We start from the raw sequence: 22,720 nt of genomic DNA, 5'->3' as shown, positions 1-22,720 counted from the left end.
AAGAGGGGGCGGCATGGATCGCCCCCACCTCCATGCGGAGAGAGAAACCCATGCGCAGCGAGAATGCGAGCGATTTCCTGCTGGTGCTGGATGAGGGGACCACCTCGACCCGCGCCATTCTCTATGCGCCCGACGGCACGATTATCGGCGTAGCCCAGCGCGAGCTGACCCAGCATTATCCCGCGCCGGGCCTTATCGAACACGATGCCGGTGAAATCTGGACCCAGACTCTCGCCTGTGCGCGGATGATGGTGGAACAGGCGGGCGGGCCATCGCGCATTGCCGCCATCGGCATCACCAACCAGCGCGAAACGGTTCTGGCCTGGGACCGGCGCAGCGGGCAGCCTCTGGGCCGCGCCATCGTCTGGCAGGACCGCCGGACAGCCGAAATCTGCGAAGCCCTGCGCGCGGCGGGGCATGAGGCTATGGTGCGCGACAAGACGGGCCTCCTGCTCGATCCCTATTTCTCGGCCACCAAGATGCGCTGGATGCTCGACCATTGGCCGGCCGTGACGGCGGCGGGCGATGCTCTGGCCTTTGGCACGGTGGAAAGCTGGCTGGTCTGGAAACTGACCGGTGGGCTGCATATCACCGATGCCAGCAATGCGAGCCGGACCATGCTGATGGCGCTGGACGGGCCGGATTGGGATGACGATCTGCTGGCGCTGCATGGGCTTGCCCGCTCGGCGCTGCCCGAGATTGTCGATACGGCGGGTGTGTTTGGCCATACCTCGCCCGATCTGTTTGGCGCGCCCATCCCGATCTGCGGCCTTGCCGGGGATCAGCAGGCCGCCACCATCGGCCAGCAATGTCTGCGCGCTGGGCAGGTCAAGGCGACGCTGGGCACCGGCGCCTTTGTGCTGGCCAGCACCGGCACGGTGATCCCGCGCTCAAGCCATCGCCTGCTGGGCACGGTTCTGGCGCAGATGGGTGGTCGGCGGACCTATGCGCTCGAAGGTTCGGTGTTTGTCGCGGGCTCTTTGGTCAAATGGCTGCGCGATCAATTGTGCATGGTGGTGGCCGCCGCCGAGACCGAGACGCTGGCGCGCAGCGTGGCGGACAATGGCGGCGTCTGCATCCTGCCCGCGCTGTCGGGCCTTGGCGCGCCGCATTGGCGGGCCGAGGTGCGCGGCCATATTGCGGGCCTGTCGCACAGCACGGGCCGGGCGCATATCGTGCGCGCGGCGCTCGAAACCATTGCCCATCAGATGCATGACCTGCAAACCGCCTTTGCCGCCGACGGCGCGCCGTGGCATGATCTGCGCATTGACGGCGGCATGAGTGCTAATGACTGGATTGCGCAGGACCTGGCCGATATGCTCGACCTGCGTGTCGAACGTCCGGCGGGCGTCGAGACAACGGCGCTGGGCGCGGCGATGCTGGCCGGGGTGGGATGCGGTTTCTATGACGGGCTGGAGGAAGCGGCGGTTATGCGCAAGGGAGCCAAGACCTTCACCCCCGCCATGGCTGAAGGCGCGCGCGCCGCGCGTCTGGCGCAATGGCATGACCTGTTGGCCACCGAATTGGCGAAGCACGCGTAAGGAGCGCTTCTTGGGATGACACTTTTCAATCCGACTCTTTCGCGCCGAAATCTGCTGAGCGGTGTGGCGATGAGCGGCCTTGGCATGGTCACTCAGCCGCTTTGGGCGCAAACGGGGGCGCAGGACATGGTCGATCTGCACCTGCCCGACAAACCGTCCAAACGTCCGCTGACCAAGGCCTTTCCGCAAAAGGGCGAGATGATCCTGCAAAGGGTCCGCCCGCCCCTGCTGGAAACGCCGATGCAGGTGTTTGACCAGCATATTTTGACCCCCAATGACCAGTTCTATGTGCGCTGGCATTGGGCCAATATTCCCGAAAGCGTGGATGCCAAGGCCTTTCGCCTGACGGTGCGGGGCCATGTCGAACGCAAGGTGGAATTGCGGCTCGACGATCTGCTGCATGGTTTTGAACGGATCGAATATGTTGCCGTCAACCAATGTTCGGGCAATTCGCGCGGGCTGTTCTCGCCATCGGTGGCGGGGGCTGAATGGGGCCATGGCGCGATGGGCAATGCGCGCTGGACCGGGGTGCGGCTGCGCGATGTGCTGGACCGGGCGGGCGTGAAAGCGGGTGCGGTCGATGTCCGTTTCGGCGGGCTGGACGAGGCGTTGGTGAGCGAGGGGCCAAAGTTCCTCAAGTCGCTGGCCATCGATCATGCGCGCGATGGCGAGGTGATGATCGCCTATGCGATGAATGGCGAGCCTTTGCCGCTGCTCAACGGCTATCCTTTGCGGCTGATCGTGCCGGGCTGGTATTCGACCTATTGGGTCAAGATGCTCTCCGACATCGAAGTCCTGCCGCAAAAGGACGACAATTTCTGGATGGCCAAGGCCTATCAGGTGCCCAAGACGCCTTTCGGCCATGTTCCGCCCGGCACCGCCGATTTTCCCAAGGAGCCGATCAGCCGGATGGTGCCGCGCTCGCTCATTACCAATCTGGCCGAGGGACAGGTGGTGAAGGCGGGTGCCCCGTTGGCGATTTCGGGCATTGCGATGGGCGGCGATTGCGGCGTGGCCAAGGTCGAGATCTCCACCGATGGCGGTGCCACATGGCAGACCGCCGCACTGGGCGAGGATCTGGGGCCATATAGTCTGCGTCGGTTCACTCACCGCATCACCATGCCCGCAGGGCGCTTCACGCTGGCCTGTCGCTGCACCAACACCAAGGGTGTCAGCCAGCCTCTGGCGATGAATTGGAATCCGGGCGGTTACATGCGCGCGGGCGTCGAGACGCTGACGCTGGTGGCGGGAGAAAAGGCATGAAGGGCAAGCTGATGATGGGGCTGGCTCTGGCCGCCTCGGTCTGGTCTGTCACGGTAGGGGCGACACCGGCCAGGCAAGCCCCGCGCAAAGCCGCCGCGAAACCCGCAACGCCCTTTGCCTTTCGCAACGTCCGGGTGAGCCTGCCGCAGGATTTCGACGTGGAATATCCGGCGGGTGCCGGGGCCGATGCGGTCAATGCCAATTGCCGTGCCTGTCATTCGCCTTCGATGGTGCTGTCCCAGCCTCCCCTCTCGGCGGAAGAATGGCACAAGGAAGTGCGCAAGATGATCGATGTCTATAAGGCGCCCATCGCGGAAGATCAGGTTGGTGCGATCACCGGTTATCTCACGGCGCTGTCGGCGTCGGCCGCGAAATAGAAGGCGGCGGGCCGGGGGCAAACCCATTCTCAGAGCGTCTATACGGTTCTGTATAAGCGGCGTTTGACGCGGGCGGAAACCGGCCGTTGCGGGGGATTGTCCACCGCTTCGGGCCGGAATTGCAGGTCTGCAATCTGTCATAAACCGAGCGGGAGGCCATCTCTCTACTTGCACTGAAATGCATAAAATAACCTTTATAACAGGTAGATAGAACGCAATCTTTAACTGCCTTCTCCTGATCCGTCATGGGGAACGCCTCTCGGCCGCTGTCATCAAAGTTTCCCGGAATCGCTCTAGTCGCCCCCTGCAACAGCACGGGGCTGCCGCTCATTTATTTAATTAAATTGGCGTATTAAAAGGGGCGATATCAGATGCGTATTTCCGATCGGGTTTCCATGCTTGCCATGGGGCTGATGCTGGGCCTTTCCACACAGGCGCGGGCCGAGGATGCACCCGCTGCGCCCGCTCAGGCGCAGGACGCGCCCACCGATATCATCGTGACCGGTGCCGCCCGCGCTGAACGCCGTTTTGACGTGTCCTATGCGATCAACTCGCTGGGCCAGAACGACATTGCCAAAATCGCGCCCAAGAATTTCGCCGACCTGCTCGGCACCGTGCCCGGTATCCATGTCGAGGCCACCGGCGGCGAGGTTCAGAACATCACCCGCGTGCGCGGCATTCCCACTGATCGCGGCTATCTGATCTTTCAACAGGATGGCCTGCCGCTCTATCACGAAATTGACGGCGTGTTCTTCAACTCGGGCGAGGGCATGAACCGCTATGACCTGATGAGCGAGCGCGTGGAAATCGTGCGCGGCGGCCCCGCGCCGATCTATGCCAGCACCGCCGCCGCCATCGCCAACACGATCACCGTCACCGGCAAGGCGCAATCGGCAGGCAAGGCGCAGGTCACGCTGGGCGACACCGGCCTCTATCGCCTTGATGCGATGCAGTCCGGCCCGCTGGGAGATCGGACCTATTACGCCATCGGCGGCTTTCTGCGCCAGCATGACGGCTATCGCGACAGCGGCTTTCCCAGCGATCGCGGCGGCCAGATCCGCGCCAATATCAAGCATGACCTCGACAATGGCTATATCAAGGCCTCGGTCATGTATGTGAATGACCATAACCTGTTCTATCTGCCGATTCCGGTGGCCGATCCGCGCAATCCGGCCGTCTCGCTTGACCCCTATATCAACTATTTCAGCGGCACGATGAACTCGCCCTCGCTGCGCAATGTGGTGATCAAATATCGCGATGGCGTGGGCCAGACGCAGAGCCTGACGCGCGATCTGGCCAATGGCCGCCATATGCGCTTTTTCAATGCCGGGCTTGATTATCAGGGCGATTTCGGGGGCTGGCTGATCTCGGCCAAATTCGGCGCGACGCAGGGTAAGAGCAGCTTTGATGCCTTTTACTCCACCACCAACCCGGCCGACGCCACCACCTTTGCCAACAGCTATCTGACCGCCGCGCAGACCGCCTTTGGCGCGGTCACCCGCATGGGCTATGCGATTGCGGGCACCAATGGCCAAAGTGTCTATAACCCCGCCGCCGCCTCCGGCCTTGTCATGTCGGGCCAGTATCGCGCGGTGGAATCGAAATTCTACTCGGTTCAGGGCGACCTGAGCGTCACGCGCAAATTCGACACCCCTCTGGGCAGCCATGACCTGCGCGCCGGGCTCTACAGCTCGTTCTACGGCAACACCAATTTCACCGTCTATCAGGACATGCTGATCGAAGTCGCCGGTCAGCCGCGCACGCTCGATCTGGTCGCCTATTCGGCAGGCGGCGCGGTGCTGGGCTATGTTACGCAAAATGGTGTGCTGCGCTATGGCACTACGCTGGCCAATGCCAAGGCCGATGCGCGCATGATCGCCCTTTACGCCAATGACACCTGGGACATCACCGATGGTCTGCGGGTGGATGCGGGCATCCGGCGCGAATGGTATGGCTACACCGGCTTTGCCACCAACACGACCGCCGCCGATTTGGGCGATCCCACCACGCTGGCCGACAATGCGGTGCGCGCGCTCAACGCCACCGCCGTCAACCAGCGGCTGAACCCTTCGGCGACCAACTGGACCGTGGGCGTCAATTATGACTTTACCCGCCATCTGGGCGCCTATGCCCGCGTGTCCAATCTGGAAGTGCCGCCGCAGGCCAATGTCGTGGCCAGCATCAACCCGACCATCGTCCAGACCAAGGCGCGCCAGTACGAATTGGGCATAAAGGCCAGCTTCGGCCAGAACTACCTTTATGTGACAGGCTTTTACACCAAGTTTAACCCGTTCAACGCCTCTTTCGTCGCCTATAATCCCACCACGGGCCGCAACGATCAATCGGTGCCCTTCATCGGCGAGGCTGTGGCCAAGGGGATCGAAATGGACGGTCGCGTCGTGCCCGTCTCGTGGTTTGCCCTCAATGGCTCGATGACGCTGGCCGATCCGCAATATCGCAATCTGGCCAACAGCGCGGGCGCCGATCCCAGCGCGGTCAACGGCAAGCAGATCATTCGCGAGCCCAAATTCTTTGGCAACATCCGCCCCACGGTGAACCTCAAACTCGGCAAGGGCGATCTGGAGCTTTACGGGCGCTATGAATGGGTGGGCCGCCGCTATGTCGACCTGTTCAACCTGACCGCTCTGCCCGCTTATGAAACCTTCGGCGCGGGCGCCACGCTCAACTGGGGCGCATGGCGGGTGCAGGTGGTCGGCGACAATCTGACCAATGCCAAGGGCCTGACCGAGGGCAATCCCCGCACCGACCAGTTGGCCGGGCAAGGCGCGAGCGATGCCATTTACGGTCGCCCGCTGTTCGGGCGCAATGTGCGCCTGATCGTCGGCCTGTCGTGGTAATCCTCGCCTGAAAGGCGCCCATCGGGCCTCGCCGCGCCGGTCGCGGCGGGGCCTTGGGGCTTTCCGGCCAAGTGGAAGTGATAAGGATATGATGGGTAAAAATCCGATGCGCTGCCTCGTGTTGCTTTGCGCTGCCCTGATGTGGGCGCCGCATGTCGCGCTGGCCGCGAGCAGCCCTGTGGCGCCCGTCGTCCTGCCTGCGGCCGACCAGCCTCTGGCGCGGCGCATCGTGCCGCTGATGCATGATCTGGCGCAGGCGCCGGGGTGGCGCGCAGCCTTGCGCCGCGATGCCGATATGCAGGCGCTGGCCGCCGAGCGCGCGGCGCGGGTGACAGCAGCCGGGGAATGTACGCCGCAACCGGCCTGTCTGGCGCAAGCATGGCTGTGGAGCGAGACGGATCGTGACCGTGTATCGGCGGCGTTGGGCCGGATTGGCGCGGACCGGGCGCGGTTGACGGCTCTCGTCGGAGGGCGGATGCGCCCCTCGCGGCTTTATGCGCGCCATGCGGAATTGGGCGATGCCGCGCTGCTCGATGCGGCATGGCGCGAGGCGGCTGCCGGGCTGAACCATATTATCGCTGTTTATGCTCTGGACGAAAAGCCGCGCTTTCCGGTGATCGACAGCATGATTTTCGATATACGCGATGCTGCCTACCCTGCCCTGCTCAAATCCCATGCCGCTGTCACTCTGGCCGAGGGGCGCGGGGATGATACGGTTTTTGATCCCGCGTTGCGCTATGCGATGGGCCTGCTGGCGGCCAATGAGCGCGCCAATGCGATCGAATATCTGCCGCTTCCCTCAGGCCTTAATGCGCCCGCCTTCGCCGCCCTTCGTGCGACGAAGCAGACCGCCTATCCCTATTCGGCGGTGCTGGTGTTCGGTCATGGACCGGAAGATCCCGTCTCGCACACCGGCGTGCTGGGCCATTTGCGGCTGCGCCTTGCCGCTGCGCAACTGGCCAAGGGCGCGGCGCCGGTCATCATCCTGTCGGGCGGGCGGGTCCATCCCAACCGTACCGCCTATAATGAAGCGGTCGAGATGCGGCAGGAACTGATCTCGCTCTATGGCGTCTTGCCCGCGCAAATCGTGATTGAGCCCCATGCCCGCCACACCACGACGAACATGCGCAATTGCGCCCGCCTGCTGCTGGCCGCGCCTTTCGCGCAAGGCAAACCGGCTCTGCTCGTCACAGATCCGGCGACCCATGCCTATATCGGCGGCGAAGGCTTTGCCGCACGCAACCGCGCCGAACTGGGCTATGAACCGGGGCGCGTGACGGCGGGGCCGGATGTTCTTTCGCTGCGCTTTGTGCCGGACGCCCATTCCTTTCATGTCGATCCTCAGGACCCGATGGACCCATGAACAGGTTCCGCCTCGCCCTTGTCGCGTGTCTTATGACCGCAGCCCCCTTGCGGGCGGCGGAGCCGAAACCCTTGGTCGATCTGGTCAATCCTTTCGTGGGCACGCTGGAGGATTACGGGCAATTGACCCCGGCCGCCGTGGCTCCGTTCGGCATGGTGCAATTGGGGCCGGACACCGCGCCCGCCAACCATAATGGCTATGATTACGCCGCTCGAACCTTGCGCGGATTTTCCCATACCAGAGCGGTGGGCGTGGGCTGCGCAGGGGCGGGTGGCGATCTGTTGGTCGGGCTGGATTATGTCGGGGCACCCGAACTGGCGCGAATGGATAAAGCCAGCGAGCGCGCCGCGCCGGGCTTTTACCATTTGCGCTATGGCGGCGGGATTGTGGCCGATCTGGTGGCGACGCGCGGGGGCGGTGTTGCGCGCTTTACCCTGCCGCGCGCCGGGCGGGTGCGGCTGCGCCTCGATCCGGACCATGCCTATGCCAAGCGGATCAGCGCGACGTGGCTGACCAATACAACACAGGATCTGCGCGCCGAACTGGTGGCGGGGACGGTGTGCAATGCGGGGCGTTATCGCCTGTTCACGGCCTCTGCCCTGTGGCGCAACGGGCGGCGATTGGCCATGCCGATAGAGATCGGCCCGGACCGGCGCGCTTTTGTGGAGCTGAATGTGCGCCGGGGCGATGTGATCGAATGGCGCACGGGCCTCTCCTCGGTCGATGGCGATGGCGCCGCCCTTGTACGTGATATAGAGCTGGGCGCGCGCCGCTTTGCCATGCTGCAGGCGCAGACCAGGCGGCGCTGGCAGTCCTTGCTGGACCATTGGCGGCCCAGCGGGCCAACGCCGCGCCGAGCCCTGTTTGCCACTTCCCTGTTTCGCGCGCTGCAAACGCCGGTGGCGATTGCCGACAGCGATGGCCGCTATCGCGGCGCGGACGGGGCGATCCGCCATGCGCCCACCGGGCATCAGCGCTATGCCAGTTGGGCGATGTGGGACAATTACCGCACCTTGATGCCCTTGCTCGCGCTGTCCTACCCGCAACAGGCGCAGGATATTGCCGCCTCACTGGTTGAACTCTATCAGGCGGGCAAACAGCGCTGGGCCACCCGGCAGGAGCCTTTCCTGACCGTGCGGACCGAGCATAGCGGGGTCGCGCTGCTCGATTTCTATCGCAAGGGGATCACATTTGACGCCAAAGCCGCGCTGACCGGCATGGCGGCGGAAAGCACCACCCTCGCCCGCGCCACGCCCGATGAACAGATTGAGGCGGCCTATGATGACTGGGCAACCGGGCAACTGGCACAGGATCTGGGCGATGGCGCGATGGCTGAGCACTATGGCGAAAAGGCGCTGGCCTATCGCGCGATGTGGCTCGATGTGTTTCAGAACCTTGGCGCGGATGCCGATGTGGTCAAGGCACGGGGGCTCTATCAGGGGACGCTCTGGCAATATCGCTGGGCGCCGGTGTTCGATCTGCCCTGGCTGGTCGGGCAATTGGGGGCGGCGCGTTTCGACGCTGAACTGGCGCGTTTCTTTGCTGACGATCTCTACAACATGACCAACCAGCCCGACATTCAGACGCCCTTTCTCTTCGCCTGGCGCGGGCATCGGACGCAAAGCGACACGCTCGTCCATCGCCTGCTCACGCAGCCGGTCAATCACCCCTACACCAATGCAGGCAAGCGCCCCACCCCATGGCGCGGGCTCAGCTTCGCTCTGGCGCCGCAGGGGTTTGCCGATGGGATGGATGATGATGCGGGCGGCATGACGAGTTGGCATGTCTGGGCCTCGCTGGGCCTCTATCCGCTGGTGCCGGGGCGCCCGGATTATGTGGTGATCTGCCCGGCCTTTGACCGTATGCAAGTGCGGGTGGTCGGCGGCTGGGCGGATATTCGGCGGGAATTGGGCGCGCATTCAACGGCCCGCTGGACCGGCAGGGGTGAATTGTCGCGGGCGTTGGGGACGGTGCTGCCCCATGCCGATCTGGCCAAGGGCGGTGTGTTGAATGTGAATTGCGAGCGGGGGCTGTGACCGCCCGAGAGAATGCCATATCCAATTTTCATTATTGATCTGGCTTTTTGTTGAAATTGGCCCTACCAATGATTCCGCCCGACAGAGAAAACATAGTGGGAGTGGACAGGCATGGCACGGAAATGGAACAGCCGATGGGCCTATGGCGCGGCGCTGATGGTGATCGCAGCGGCGGGGGCATCGGGCGCACAATCGGCGCAGGCGCAGACCGCAAACCCCTGGATGACGGCAACCATTGTGGCCGAGCAGAAGAGCGCGCCAGATGACGCAGCCCGTGAAGCGGTGGCGCGGCGGCGCGCGAAACTGCTGATTTCGGCGATGACGCTGGATCAGAAATTGCAGCAATTGACCGGGGCCAAGCCCGAAATTTTGCCTGATCTGCCCGCCTGCCTCGGCGGGCGCCATGTTACCGGCATTGCCTCGCTGGACATCCCCACCTTCCGCGTCACCAACGGCCCGGTCGGTTTGGGTCAGAACGACTGCGTCTCGCCCGAGGTGGCCAAGACCGTGCTGCATATGCCCGGTTTTGGGGATATTTCCGCCGCCTATGGACATCCCAGCTCGGCCAAGGCAACTGCCTTGCCTTCGGCCATTGGCGCGGCGGCCTCCTTCGATCCGGCCGTGGCGGGCATGTATGGCGAGGTGATCGCTGCTGAAATGCTCGATCTGGGGCTGCATGTGTTTGAGGCGCCCGGCGTCAACCTTGCCCGCCTGCCGATCCTTGGCCGCAACATGGAATATTTCGGCGAGGACCCCTATTTGAGCGGCTCGATGGCCGTGGCCGAAGCCAAGGCAATCCAGTCGCGCGGGTTGATCGCTATGGTCAAGCATTTCGCCGCCAATGAGCAGGAAACCAATCGTCAGACCATTCAGGAGACAGTGGACAGACAGGCCCTGCGCGAGCTGTATCTGTTGCCCTTCGAAATGGCGGTCAAGGATGGCAAGGTTGCGGCGGTGATGTGCGCCTATAATTACGTCAACGGCCAGTCCTCCTGCGAAAATCGCACGATGCTCGACGATGTGCTGCGCAAGGATTGGGGCTTTACCGGCTATGTCCAATCCGACTTTTTCGCGATGAAGAGCACGGTCGCCACGCTGCTCAATGGCGCCGATCATGAAATGCCGCTGCCGCTGCACTGGGCCCCCGCCAAGATCCGCGCGGCGCTGGACAAGGGCGAATTGACGCAGGCGCGGATCGATGAGGCGCTGGAGCGCCGCTATACCCAGACCTTCAAATTGGGCATTTTCGACCGCAAGCTGGAGCGTCGCCCGATTGACTTTGCCGCAGGCGGCAAAAAGGCACGCGAGATCGGCGGCCGTGCCACCGTGCTGCTGCAAAACAATGGCGCGCTGCCGCTGCGCAAGGATCTGCGCAAACTGGTGCTGATCGGCAAGGCCAGTCAGGTCTATGCCCAGCAGGCCGTGGCAGGCGGCGCCGTGGTGGGCGAACCGATGGGCGCGGGCGGGGGCAGTTCGGACGTTGTGCCCGAATATACAGTCACCCCGCTGGCGGGCCTGCGCGCGGCGCTGGCGGATCTGGGCAATGCGGGGGCCTCGGTCCGGCTGATCCTTGTAGATGACGCCAACACTTCGGCCACCATCGACGGCCAGAGCGCCACTTTCGCGCAGGTTCAGGCCGAAGCCGCCACCGCCGATGCCGTGGTGATGATGGCGGGCACGATTTCGGAGGAAGGCGCCGACCGCGCCACCTTCACCGACCAGACGGGCCATCAACTCGCCGCCTCGGCTGCCGCAGGCAGCAGCCTAGACTGGTATACGGGCCGCTCGAACAAGATCGCCACCCGCGATGGCGAGAACCGCGCGAAGAACAGCGGCACCGTGGCGATGATCGAGGCGCTGGTTGCCAATCCCAAGGTCGCGGCCAAATCGGTGCTGGTGCTGAAAGACAATGCGGGCGTTGCCCTGCCCGCCTCGCTGGTCGGGGCCAAGGGGCCTGCGATTGTCGAGGCTTGGTTCCCGGGGCAGGAGGACGGCAATATCGTGGCCGATGTCCTGTTCGGGCGGATCAATCCCTCGGGCAAATTGCCGGTCAGCCTGCCTTTCACCGGCAAGGGCTTCCTCGATCACGTCAATGCCACGCAGTTCCCCGGTACGATGTCGGCCGATGGCAAGCTGCAGACCGTGACCTACAGCGAGCAATTGGCGATCGGCTATCGCTGGTATGACGCCAATATCGGCGGAGCCTGTCCGGTCAGTAACGGGGCCAACACCTGCCTTGCTTTCCCCTTCGGCCATGGCCTGTCCTATACCAGCTTTGCCGTGGGCAAGCCGGAATTGACCCGCACAGGCGGCGCATGGCGGGCCACGGCCAGCGTCACCAACACCGGCAAGCGCGATGGCGCGCAGGTGCTTCAGGTCTATCTGGGCCTGCCCGCCAGCGCCGACAAGGTGGGGGCGAAGCAACCGCCGCGCCGCATGATCGGCTATCAGCGTGTCACTCTGGCGCCGGGCGAGACGAAGCAGGTGTCGATCACCATCGACCCGGCGGCCAGCCACCATCCGATGGGCGTCTGGGATGAAAAGGCCCATGGCTGGGTCATCCCCAAGGGCGACTTCACGGTATGGATCGGGGCGTCCTCTGCGCCGGGCGATCTGAAAAAGGCAGGAATTATCGCGCCTTGACGCGATAGGGGGCAGGCGGCCTTGATGGCTGGCCGCCTGCCCTTCCCTTTTACTGCGCCGCGCCCTTGCCCGCGCCGCGATAGCGTTGCAGCCAATAGCCATAGGGATCGGGCAGCAGCGAGGCAGGTTTTTCCTCACCCAGTGCGATGGCTAGTTCATAGGGATAGTGCGGATTGGCCAGCAGCGCCCGGCCCATCATCACCACATCCATCTGCCCCTTGGCCACGGCCCGTTCGGCATCATGGGGCGCATCGATGCACCATGCCGAACCCACCGGCATGGCCAAGGCGGAACGTACCTGCTCGACCACGGGGACAAAGAAGGCCGGGCCCCATGGAACCTTGGCCTCGATCGTAGAAAAGCCCATGGAAACATTAAGGAAATCCAGACCGCCATCGCGCATTTTTGCCGACAGGTCGATGGCCTGCGCCAGCGTTTCCTCGTCATGGCCGTCATATTCCACCACGCCGAAACGCGCCGTCAGCGGCAGGTTTTCCGGCCAGACGGCCCGCACCGCCGCCAACGTTTCCAGCATGAAGCGTCCCCGCCCCGCCGCATCGCCGCCATAGGCATCCTTGCGTTGGTTGGCATGGCGCGAGAAGAAGCTTTGCGCCAAATAGCCATGGGCGAAATGCAATTCGAGCCATTCGAAACCGGCGGCGCGGGCGCGGCGGGCAGCGGCGGCGAAATCACCCTGAACACGGGCAATATCGGCCTGCGTCATTTCACGCGGCACGCGGGGCAGCACCCCGCCAAAGGCGATGGCCGAGGGCGAGATGGTTTCCCAATAGCGCGGATCTTCGGGCGCGATATGATCATCGCCATCCCATGGGCGGTTGGCATTGGCCTTGCGCCCGGCATGGGCGATCTGGATGCCGGGCACGGCGCCTGCGGCCTTGATGGCGGCGGCGATCCGGGCAAGGCCCGCGATGTGATCGTCGCTCCACAGGCCAAGGCAATCGGGGCTGATGCGGCCATCGGGCGAAACACCGGTGGCCTCGACAATCACCAGACCCGCGCCGCCGCGCGCAAGGCCGGTGTAATGGGCAAGATGCCAATCAGACACGAAGCCGTCTTTCGCGCTGTATTGGCACATGGGCGGCACCGCGATGCGGTTGCGCAGGGTAACATCCTTCAGGCTGAAGGAGGTGAAAAGTGCAGACATGGAGGGGTTCCTTATGCGGGGATATCGCGGTTTTGGCGGGCGGGGATCTGCCCGGCGGGGATCATTGCGTTTGCAGCGAAATTGTCTTCAAAATCAGTGGCATAGCCTGAAGGCCAAGAGACGGAATTCTGCATTCGAAAGGGTTTGCCCTGTTCAGAAGTGGACAGGGCGCGATGTGAGGCCTATGCCCTTATAAGGCAAATCGCGGTTTGAAATACGGCCCATCAGCATGAATGATATCAGACAGCTCGACTTCAATCTTCTCAAGGCTTTCGATGCGTTGCTGGTCGAACGCAGCGTCACCCGCGCGGCCCATCGGCTCAGCCTGACCCAGCCGGCGGTGAGCGGGATGCTGGGGCGGCTGCGCGTGGCGCTGGATGATCCGCTGTTCGTGCGCTCCAGCCATGGCATCGTGCCCACGCCGCGCGCGCTGGCATTGGCGCAGCCGTTGCGGCGGATGATGAGCGAGGTGGAATGCATGCTCACCCGCCCGCAATTCGATCCGGCGAGCAGCACGGCCAGTTTCTCCATCGCGGCCAATGATTATGCGCAACTGGCCGTGCTGGTGCCGTGGCTGGAAGGGCTGCGGCGCGAGGCGCCGGGCATCCGCATCGCCATTCATTCCCTCGATGATGCGCGGCTGATGGCGGGCTTTGAACAGGGGCAGGTCGATCTGGCTCTGGTCACGCCCGAGGCTGCGCTGCCTGATCTCCATGCCGTGCGGCTCTATGAGGAAACTTACTCGCTGGCCCTGCGCGAGGGGCATCCGGCGGCGGAACGCGACATCACGCTCGATGATTTCTGCGCGCTAGATCATGGGCTGGTGTCCCTGCGCGGCGAGGCGTTCATGGGCGTGGTGGACCGTGCGCTGGCCGCCAATGGGCGCGAGCGGCGCGTCAGTTTCTCGGCCAGTTGCTTTCTCGTGCTGGTGCAGGTTCTGGCGCGTTCCGATCTGGTGGCGACAGTGCCGACGCGCCTGCTCGATGGCGTGGCCGGACTGATACGGCGGCCGCTGCCGCTGGCGGTGCCGGGCTTTACCAAACTGGCCGTGTGGCATGAACGCAGCCACCGCGACCCGGCGCATCAATGGCTGCGCGCCAGCCTGATTGCCAGCGCACGGACCGACCATCACGAGGCATAGGCCCGGTTTCAGGCCGGGACAGGCAGGATCGCTGTCCAAAATTGCGCTTCCTGACCGACCGGCGTGTCGATCTTGCGCAGGAAGACCAATGTGCCGTCGGGCAGGATGCGGAACAGGCTGAAACCTGCCGGGGTCATCCCGCCCTCGCGCAGCGGCATATCAACCATGCTGGCCGCCGCCAGCATCCGTCCGTCGGGCGAAATGGCAAAGCTGCGGATATGAAAGCCGCGCGGATCAATACGCTGGACCAGCGTGGGCAGGCCGGTGCGCGGGTGGAGCGCAAAGACCGCAATGGAATTGTCGCCCCCGGCAAAGACCTTGCGCCCGTCCACCTCGACCGTCGAACTGGCGCGGTTGGACACATAGAGCGCATGGCCGCGCGGATGGACATGGATCGCGCCGACAAGGGTTGTGGCGCCCTTGGCATCCTGGGGCGGCTGGTCGGTGGTCGACAGGATACGTTCCGGCTCGGGCGCCAGATGCGCGCCCAGGATGCGATGGGTATGCAACTGGTTCTGCCGCTCGACGGCGACATAGGCGAGCGGCAGATGCGGGTGGAAATCGACATGGCGCGGGCCATAGCCCAGCCCGCCCCGGCCCCCGACAGCGATGCTTTGCGCGTTGCGCAGATGGCCGCGGTTGAAATCGAACACCTTAAGCGCGCCCGGGTCTTCGGGCTTCTTGGCCGAGGCATCGTTGCCCCGCGTCACCAGCACCACCGATCGGCCCCCCGGCATCATGCGGATCTGATGCGCATAAATGCCAAGGTCGAGCGTCTCACCCTGCACCATCATCTCGCCCACCGCGCCATCGGGCCGTATCATGTGGACCGACAGATTGGCGGGCGCATTATAGGCGCAGAGCGCATAACGGCCGCTGGGGTCCACGCTCATATGCACCGGGCGCTGGCGCAGCACCACCGGTTCGCCATGAAACGAAAGCGCCCCGCCCCGCCCGATTTTCAATGCCACCAGTCGGTGGATCGATCCGCCGCCCACCGATCCGCCCGGCGCGTCCGATGTCGCGACATAGAGAAACCGCCCATCCGGGCCTGGCCAAGCATATTGGATCGGCGAAGGCAGGGTGATCGCGCTGACCTCGCCGCTGGCGCCGGTCATCGTGTCGAGGTTACGCCATGCCATGACGCTGCCCGTTGCGGCGTAGAGCGTGTTGGCCCGGCGCGGGGTGGCCGCGAAGGCGGGCCTGCCGGTCAGAGCGGCGGCAGCCAGCCCTTTGGAAAAATCGCGGCGTTGGATGTTCATGTCTCTTCCCGAAGTGGCCCTTGCGTCCGGGCCGATATTTTTATTTGCACGCGTCGATAGGGGCAGGCGTCTGTTCCTGAACTACCGCTCAAACAGGCGGTCGGCCAGCGGTTCGCGCGCCTGCCAGCCTTTCTGCTCCAACTCGGGCGTTTCGGAAGGCTCCAGCGGGTAGCCGATGCACAAAAGCGCGATCAGCGACCAGTGATCGGGCACATCAAGCATCGCGCCCACCGCATGGGGATCGAGGATGGAGACCCAGCCCAGCCCGATCCCGCGTATCCGCGCCGCCAGCCACAAGGTCTGGATTGCCCCGACGCAGGAATAGCGCAGCATTTCGGGCATGGTGGCAATGCCCAGCCCATGGCCCGCGCTGGCTTGTTCATCACAGAACACGGCGAGCAATTCAGGCGCCTCGCGGATGCCGTGGAGCTTGAGCGCGAGATAGTCGTCATGGCGCGCCTCGCCCGCATAGCGCTGGGCCGCGCGCAGGTTTTCCTCGTCAACATGGTGGGCCAGCGTGTCGCGCAGTTGCGGCGAGCGCAGGCGCACGAAACGCCAGGGCTGGGAATGGCCGACCGAGGGCGAGAGCGCGGCCTGTTCGAGCAATTCGGCCATATCCCCTTCGGCCAAAGGATCGGGCGCGAAATGGCGCACATCGCGCCGCCAGCGCAGCAGCGTGTCGAATTTCTGCGCGAAATCGGCGTCGAACCGGGGCTGCGTCACGAGGTAAAGCCCTCCTTTCGCATCAGCTATATGTCGATGATCGGCCCCTGTCTTGCGGATAATGTCCCGCTCAGTCCTGATCCTCTTCGCCCACCACCCAGTCGTGCAGATCGGGAGCATTGCCGATGAGAGCCAGACCATGGGCGATCGAGGTCAGCTCATTGCCGCTGGCAAGGCGCCCATCGCCAAAACGGCGTTCGAACAAGCGCCGCACCGCCGGGATCAGCGAGGAGCCGCCCGTCAGGAAGACATGATCGACCTGATCCACGCCCAGCCCCGCGCGCGCCAGCACCGTATCGACCGTCTCCCCGATCCGCTGCAGGTCCGGCTCGATCCACGCCTCGAATTCCGCGCGCGAAACATCGGCCTCGATGGTCAGATCCGCATCGGCAAAGCGGAAATTGGCATGGGTCTGGGTGGAAAGCGCCCGCTTGAGCTGGCCCACCGCTTCATAGAGGGCATAGCCCAATTCCTGCTCGACAATGGTGATCATGCGCCCGATGGCGGCCGGATCACTGGCGCTGCGCTTCAACCGCGCCAATTGCTCCAGCGTGCGCCGGTTGCGCATCAGCGCCAGACGCGACCAGTCGCCAAAATCGGTGAAATGGCCGGCGGGGATCTCCAGCACCTTGTCAAACGAACGATAGGTGCCGCCCTTGCCCAGCAGCGGCAGCACCAGATGATCCATGATGCGATAGTCGAACCGGTCGCCCGCAATGCCGATACCCGCCGAAGCCAGCGGAACGCAGCGCCTCGCGGCCCCCGGCGCCTCGACCCGGACAAGCGAAAAGTCGCTGGTGCCCCCGCCGAAATCGGCCACCAGCAAGGTTGCGGGATCGCTGAGCCGCGAGGCAAAGCTGTAGGCCGCGCCCAGCGGTTCATAGACATAATGGACCGGCCGCCCCAGCATGGCGAACATCGCGTCATAGCGCCTGCGCGCCAGCGCCACATCGGGCCGCGACCCCACATAGCGCACCGGCCGCCCCACCACGACGCATTCGGGCCCATCCTTCATCGGATCGCCGCCATGCTGCATCAGATGGGTCAGGAAAATCTGCCCCAGCTCCTCAAACTTCAGCCGCTTTTCAAACAGATTGGCATGTTCGAAGGAAGCGCTGGCCGCCACCGATTTGAAGGATTGGAGAAACCGGCTGCCCTGGGGAAAATCGAGATATTCGGCAATCGCCCAAGGCCCCGCCTCATGCGCCAGCCCCCCGCGAAACGCCTCGTCCTGCCAGAAACACAGGGCCGAGCGGAACACCGAGGTGGGGCCATCGGGGGCGGCATATTCGATCATTTCGGCATGGGCCCAATCCGAGGCGCGGGCGATGACCGAATTGGTGGTGCCGAAATCGATCCCGATGGCGCGCGCCCCGCCCATGCCAACGCCCATATCAGCGAGGCTTTTTCGCAATGGCTGCGGTGAAATCGGGATCCTTGTTGGCCACCCAATCGACGAATTTGCGCACCGCCGGATTGGCCAGCAAGCCTTCGACATCCATGCCGTAGCGCTGCAATTCCGAATTGGTGAAATTGGTGATCAGCATCTGCTGGCAAATGCCGTGCATGGGCACGACATCGCGCCCGCCCCGGCTCTTGGGCACGGGATGGTGCCAGACTATCGTCGATCCGGTGGGCCGCCCGCAAAGCCAGCAAGGGACGGCCGGAGCGGGGGCCTCCTCTTCCTGATGTATATCGCCATAGGGGTCACGTTTCGAATGTTTGCGGGCCATGTCTGCTTCCAACTGGTTTGCCCCCCTATACCGGCCCGGTCCGGCAAGGCAATCATCTCGACCGGCACATCAACCGGGCGGCATACAGGAACCCAGCGCGCCGCCCTCGCACAGCACGCACATCGCATGGATGACGCCCGAGATCACCGGGTCCTTCAGCCGATACCAGCGCGTCTGCGCTTCGATGCGGACATGAACGACATCCTCGGCGCGCAGCATGGCCAGATGCTGCGACACCCCCGATTGCGACAGGCCGGTGATCGCCACCAGTTCGTTGACGCTCACCTCGCCCTCATCCATCCGGCACAGCATGAGCAGGCGTTCAGGATGGCTCATCACCTTGAGACGCCCGGCCATATGCGCGGCATGGAGTTTAAGTTCCGAAAGGTCCGATGGTTTCATACCGTCTCCTCGGAAAGAGAGACGCCATCATCGCGCAAGACCACATAGATCGCCGGGATCACCAGCAGCGTCAGCAGTGTCGAGGATGCCAGACCAAACAGCAGCGAGATCGCCAGCCCCTGAAAGATCGGATCGGTCAGGATCACGCTGGCCCCGATCATCGCCGCGGCCGCCGTCAGCGCGATGGGTTTGACGCGGATGCGCCCGGCCTCGATAAGCACCTGGCGCAGGCTCTTGCCGGGCGTGGCGGTATGGCGGATGAAATCGACCAGCAGGATCGAATTGCGCACGATGATCCCGGCCAGCGCGATAAAGCCGATCATCGAGGTGGCCGTAAAGGGCGCGCCAAACAGCATGTGCCCCGCCACGATCCCGATCAGCGTCAGCGGCACGGGCGTAAGGATCACCAGCGGCAGTTTGAAGCTGCCGAACTGACCCACCACCAGCACATAGATCGCCAGCAGCGCCACCATAAAGGCTCCGCCCATATCGCGGAACGTCACCCAGGTGATCTCCCATTCGCCGTCCCACAGGATCGAGGGGCGGCTTTCATCCTCGGGCTGGCCATGCATCAGGATGGCGGGTTTGGCCATGCCGTGCCCGGCCCAGTCATAAGCCTCCACCGCCCGGTCCACCGCGAGCAGGCCATAGATCGGCGCTTCATAGCGTCCCGCCAGATCGGCCATCACCATCGTCGCGCCCCGGCCATCGCGGCGGAAGATCGCCTGCCCGCCGGTTTCGCGCCGCGCATCGACCACCTCGCCAAGGCTGAGCAATTGTCCCGATGGCGTTGCGGCCACCGGCGTTGCCGCCAGCATGCCAGACCATTGGCGCTGGGCCTGATCCAGCCCGATTTCCACCGGCAAGGGATCGCGGTCCGCCCCGCGCGGCACATAGGCCAATGTCTGTCCGCCCATCAGCGCGCCGATGGAATCCAGCACCTGACCGCTGGACACCCCGTAATGGTCGATCCGGTCGCGGTCGGGCACCAGCCGCAAGGTGGGCCGCGCCTCGCCAAAGCTGTTGTCCGTATCGACGATGAAGGGCACCGAGCGGAAGATCTGTTCCAGCACCATCGCTGTCTTTTGCCGCGTGGCTTCATCCGGCCCGTAAACCTCGGCCAGCAAGGTAGCCAGCACCGGCGGTCCGGGCGGCGTTTCGACCACCTTGATGACGCCGCCCCTGGGCAGGGCCACCGCGCGCAGCCGCTCGCGCAGGTCCACGGCAATGGCATGGCTCGACCGGCTGCGCTCGCCCTTGGGGGCCAGAGTGACCATCACATCGCCCATTTCGGGCCGCGCGCGCAGGAAATAATGGCGCACCAATCCGTTGAAATTGAAAGGCGCGGCTGTCCCGGCATAGACTTCCATGGCGGAAACCTCGGGGATCTGGCGGGCGACGGCGGCGGCCTGTTCGGCGATGCGCCCGGTGGCTTCCAGCGATGTGCCTTCGGGCAGGTCGAGGACCATCTGCACCTCGCTCTTATTGTCAAAGGGCAGCAGCTTGACCGTCACCGCCTTGAAATAGAACATCGAGCAGGCCACCAGCGTGGCCACGCCGACACCCCACAGAAAGCGCTTGGCGCTGCCCCGTGTGGCGATGACGCGCGTGGCATAGCGGGCATAGATCGCCCCCAGACGGCCGCCGCTCTCGTGCTCATGTCCGTGGGCCAGCGCCCCGCGCGCAAAGCGGATCATCAGCCATGGCGCGATCACCACGGCGACAAAGAAGGAGAACACCATCGCCGCGCTGGCATTGATCGGAATGGGCGCCATATAAGGCCCCATCAGCCCCGAAACGAACAGCATCGGCAACAGCGCGGCCACCACCGTCAGCGTGGCGATGATCGTGGGATTGCCCACCTCGGCCACGGCGTCAATGGCGGCCTGTTGGCGCGACCGGCCATCGTCCATCCCCCAATGGCGCGCGATATTCTCGATCATCACAATCGCGTCATCGACCAGAATGCCGATGGAAAAGATCAGTGCGAAGAGTGAAACCCGGTTGATCGAAAAACCCATGATGCGCGAGGCAAACATGGTCAGCATGATCGTGGTGGGAATGACAATCGCCGTCACCCCTGCCTCACGCCAGCCAATGGCAAAGCCGATCAGGATAACGATGGACACCGTGGCCAGCGCCAGATGGAAAATCAGCTCATTGGCCTTTTCATCCGCGCTCTCGCCATAGTTGCGGGTGACATGGACGCTTACGCCCGCCGGGATCAGCCCGCCTTTCAGCGCCTCGACCCGCGCGACCACGGCCTGCGAGACATTGACCGCATTGGCGCCGTTGCGCTTGGCAATGGCGATCGAAACCGCAGGCGCCATCGACCAGTCCGCACCCTCGCGCGCCCAGCGCCAGCCATGCGCCTGATCCTGCGCCGCTCCCTGCTCGACCCGCGCGACATCGCCCAGCAGCACCGGCGCACCGCCCGCCGAACGGACCGTCAACCGGCGCAGCTCATCGGCGCTGGTCAGAGGCGCGCCGGCGGTGACGGCCAGCGCAGCCCCATCCTCGCGCACATTGCCTGCCGGGAACGACCGCCCGCCCTGCCGCACCGCCTCCATGACCGAGGACAAAGGCACATGCGCCGCCGAGAGCCTCGCCGGATCGGGAATCACGCGGATCGCCTCACGCTGCCCCCCGGTGATGAAGGTCAGGCCGACATCGTCCACCTTGGCCACTTCGGTCCGCAGCTTGGTCGCCAGCGTATAGAGGCTGCGCTCATCCCATCCCGCGCCTTTGGGCGTCAGGGTCAGCACAAGGATCGGTACGTCCGAAATACCGCGCACCGTGATCTGCGGCGGCAACACGCCTGCCGGGATCTTGTCGATATTCGCCTTGATCTTTTCATCCACACGGGTGGCCGCCGCCTCGGGGTCCTGCCCCACGGCGAAGCGGGCCGTGACCATCACGCCGTGATCCTCGGCCTGCGTGTAGACATGCTCGACGCCGTCGATGCTCTTGACGATCTGCTCCAGCGGCTTGCCCGCCAGTTCCACCCCGTCCGCCGCCGAGAGCCCCGGCGCGGCGACTCGAATATCGACCATCGGCACCTTGATCTGCGGCTCTTCCTCACGCGGGATCGTCACCGTGGCGATCAGACCGACAAGGATTGCGGCCAGCAGGAACAGCGGGGTCAGGGGCGAGGCGATGGTGGCCCGCGTGATGCGACCCGAAAGGCCCGGATTCATCGCCCCGCTCCCTGATCGACGCCGGCCAGCACATCGCCATCCCGGACGCCGGATAGAATTTCCACCATGCCGTTGGCGGCGGGCGCGATCTGCACCGGCACCTGCGATGGCGCGCCTTTGGCGCCGATCACGGTGGCGTAATCCAGCCCGTAGCGTGTGGAAATGAAGCTGCGCGGCACGATGATCGCGCGATGGGTTCCCGCTTCCACCTGGGCGGCCACGCGCCGCCCTATCAGTGCGGCGTCAAGGCCCTGCATCGCCACATCGGCGCTGACCTGCCCCGCCTGCACCGCCGGATAAATGCGCGTGACGGTGCCGTTCATGCCATCGGCGCGCACCTTGGCGCCGGGGCGGATCTTGGCCGCCAGCGCCTCGGGCATGTCCAGTCGCAGGACAACCGGGCCGGACGTGACCACCGCCACCACCATGCCCGGCGCGACCGGCGCGCCCGCAGGCACATCGGCGCGCAGCACGCGGCCATTGGCGGGTGCGATCACGGCGCCATTGCCCGCCATCGCGCGGATGCTGGCCTGCTGGGCGCGGGCGGCCTGGGTCTGAGCGCTGGCGGCCTGTGCGCCCGCCTCGGCCTGTTCCAGCCGTGCCTTGGCATAGACGCCATTGGCGGCCAGAAACTGCACCCTTTCCAGTTCCGCGCGCGCCTGCACGGCCTGCGCCTGCGCGGCGGCGGCCTGTGCGCCATAGGCGGCGGATTGATAGGAGAGCTGATTGTCGGTGATGCGGCCGATCACCTGTCCTTTATGCACGCTGTCGCCCGCCCGCACCGAAAGGGTGGAGAGGACGCCGGGAATGCGCGCCAGCACCTGCGCCTGATCCTGACTGGTCACCTCGGCCGAGACGCTTTGCCAGTCGGGCGCATCGGCGGCCTTCACCGTCATGCGCGGCCCGGCCGGAGCCTTGGCCGCCTCGGGCGCCGCCTGATCCGAACCGCCGCATCCTGCCAGAGCCGCCGCCATCGGCAATGCCATTGCCAGCCATCCACGCATCCGCCCTCTCCC

Annotated in this window: 16 protein-coding genes; 8 read left to right on the top strand and 8 right to left on the bottom strand. The window is 64.5% G+C overall.

Going from position 1 to position 22,720, the window contains the following annotated elements; genetic code table 11:
* The first annotated feature begins 50 nt into the window (after window positions 1-50).
* The 7 genes from BGP00_RS09860 (at window position 51) to BGP00_RS09830 (ending at window position 12,081) form a co-directional block, all read left to right on the top strand.
* A complete protein-coding gene (locus BGP00_RS09860) occupies window positions 51-1,541 on the top strand; it encodes a glycerol kinase (RefSeq protein WP_292690778.1) in 1,491 nt (496 codons plus the stop codon).
* A gap of 15 nt (window positions 1,542-1,556) precedes the next feature.
* The gene (locus tag BGP00_RS09855; RefSeq protein ID WP_310014022.1) at window positions 1,557-2,804 is read left to right on the top strand and encodes a molybdopterin-dependent oxidoreductase; all 1,248 of its coding nucleotides are present in this window, start codon (window positions 1,557-1,559) and stop codon (window positions 2,802-2,804) included.
* Window positions 2,801-3,181, top strand: coding sequence for a cytochrome c (locus tag BGP00_RS09850; protein ID WP_292690776.1), 381 nt, complete (start codon window positions 2,801-2,803; stop codon window positions 3,179-3,181). The genes BGP00_RS09855 and BGP00_RS09850 overlap by 4 nt, the downstream gene beginning before the upstream one ends.
* 371 nt (window positions 3,182-3,552) lie before the next feature.
* Window positions 3,553-6,039, top strand: a complete 2,487-nt coding sequence (locus BGP00_RS09845) for a TonB-dependent receptor (RefSeq protein ID WP_292690775.1) — start codon at window positions 3,553-3,555, stop codon at window positions 6,037-6,039.
* 88 nt (window positions 6,040-6,127) lie between these two features.
* Window positions 6,128-7,402 (top strand): YdcF family protein, encoded by a 1,275-nt coding sequence (locus BGP00_RS09840; RefSeq protein WP_292690773.1) that lies wholly within the window; start codon window positions 6,128-6,130, stop codon window positions 7,400-7,402.
* 32 nt (window positions 7,403-7,434) lie between these two features.
* Complete coding sequence (locus BGP00_RS09835; RefSeq protein ID WP_292690771.1) at window positions 7,435-9,438, top strand: glycoside hydrolase domain-containing protein; 2,004 nt, start codon at window positions 7,435-7,437, stop codon at window positions 9,436-9,438.
* A gap of 111 nt (window positions 9,439-9,549) precedes the next feature.
* Window positions 9,550-12,081, top strand: coding sequence for a glycoside hydrolase family 3 N-terminal domain-containing protein (locus tag BGP00_RS09830; protein ID WP_292690769.1), 2,532 nt, complete (start codon window positions 9,550-9,552; stop codon window positions 12,079-12,081).
* 49 nt (window positions 12,082-12,130) lie between these two features.
* On the opposite strand, the gene BGP00_RS09825 is transcribed toward BGP00_RS09830, so the two are convergent.
* Window positions 12,131-13,246, bottom strand: a complete 1,116-nt coding sequence (locus tag BGP00_RS09825; RefSeq protein WP_292690767.1) for an NADH:flavin oxidoreductase/NADH oxidase — start codon at window positions 13,244-13,246, stop codon at window positions 12,131-12,133.
* A gap of 229 nt (window positions 13,247-13,475) precedes the next feature.
* Between BGP00_RS09825 and BGP00_RS09820 the strand changes: the two genes are divergently transcribed.
* A complete protein-coding gene (locus BGP00_RS09820; RefSeq protein ID WP_292690765.1) occupies window positions 13,476-14,387 on the top strand; it encodes a LysR family transcriptional regulator in 912 nt (303 codons plus the stop codon).
* Between the two features lie 8 nt (window positions 14,388-14,395).
* On the opposite strand, the gene BGP00_RS09815 is transcribed toward BGP00_RS09820, so the two are convergent.
* The 7 genes from BGP00_RS09815 to BGP00_RS09785 all read right to left on the bottom strand — a co-directional run bounded on the left by BGP00_RS09815 (window position 14,396) and on the right by BGP00_RS09785 (window position 22,708).
* Window positions 14,396-15,649 carry a beta-propeller fold lactonase family protein gene (locus BGP00_RS09815; RefSeq protein ID WP_292690764.1) on the bottom strand — a complete coding sequence of 418 codons (1,254 nt, stop codon included), beginning with the start codon at window positions 15,647-15,649 and terminating at the stop codon, window positions 14,396-14,398.
* Between the two features lie 81 nt (window positions 15,650-15,730).
* Window positions 15,731-16,372, bottom strand: coding sequence for a 5,6-dimethylbenzimidazole synthase (gene bluB / locus BGP00_RS09810; protein WP_292690762.1), 642 nt, complete (start codon window positions 16,370-16,372; stop codon window positions 15,731-15,733).
* A gap of 70 nt (window positions 16,373-16,442) precedes the next feature.
* Window positions 16,443-17,765: an Hsp70 family protein gene (locus tag BGP00_RS09805; protein ID WP_292690760.1), complete on the bottom strand. Its 1,323-nt coding sequence runs from the start codon at window positions 17,763-17,765 to the stop codon at window positions 16,443-16,445.
* Window position 17,766: 1 nt separating this feature from the next.
* A complete protein-coding gene (locus BGP00_RS09800) occupies window positions 17,767-18,105 on the bottom strand; it encodes a hypothetical protein (RefSeq protein ID WP_292690758.1) in 339 nt (112 codons plus the stop codon).
* 69 nt (window positions 18,106-18,174) lie between these two features.
* Window positions 18,175-18,507, bottom strand: coding sequence for a metalloregulator ArsR/SmtB family transcription factor (locus BGP00_RS09795; RefSeq protein ID WP_168601779.1), 333 nt, complete (start codon window positions 18,505-18,507; stop codon window positions 18,175-18,177).
* Complete coding sequence (locus tag BGP00_RS09790; RefSeq protein ID WP_292690756.1) at window positions 18,504-21,704, bottom strand: efflux RND transporter permease subunit; 3,201 nt, start codon at window positions 21,702-21,704, stop codon at window positions 18,504-18,506. Before BGP00_RS09790 ends, BGP00_RS09795 begins: the two co-directional genes overlap by 4 nt.
* The gene (locus tag BGP00_RS09785) at window positions 21,701-22,708 is read right to left on the bottom strand and encodes an efflux RND transporter periplasmic adaptor subunit (protein WP_292690754.1); all 1,008 of its coding nucleotides are present in this window, start codon (window positions 22,706-22,708) and stop codon (window positions 21,701-21,703) included. The genes BGP00_RS09790 and BGP00_RS09785 overlap by 4 nt, the downstream gene beginning before the upstream one ends.
* Between the last annotated feature and the right edge of the window lie 12 nt (window positions 22,709-22,720).

It is taken from the genome of Novosphingobium sp. 63-713 (assembly GCF_001898925.1).
Taxonomy (GTDB): Bacteria; Pseudomonadota; Alphaproteobacteria; order Sphingomonadales; family Sphingomonadaceae; genus Novosphingobium.
The sequence above is the reverse complement of the archived record's forward strand: the minus strand, read 5'-3'. Positions and strand labels throughout refer to the sequence as shown.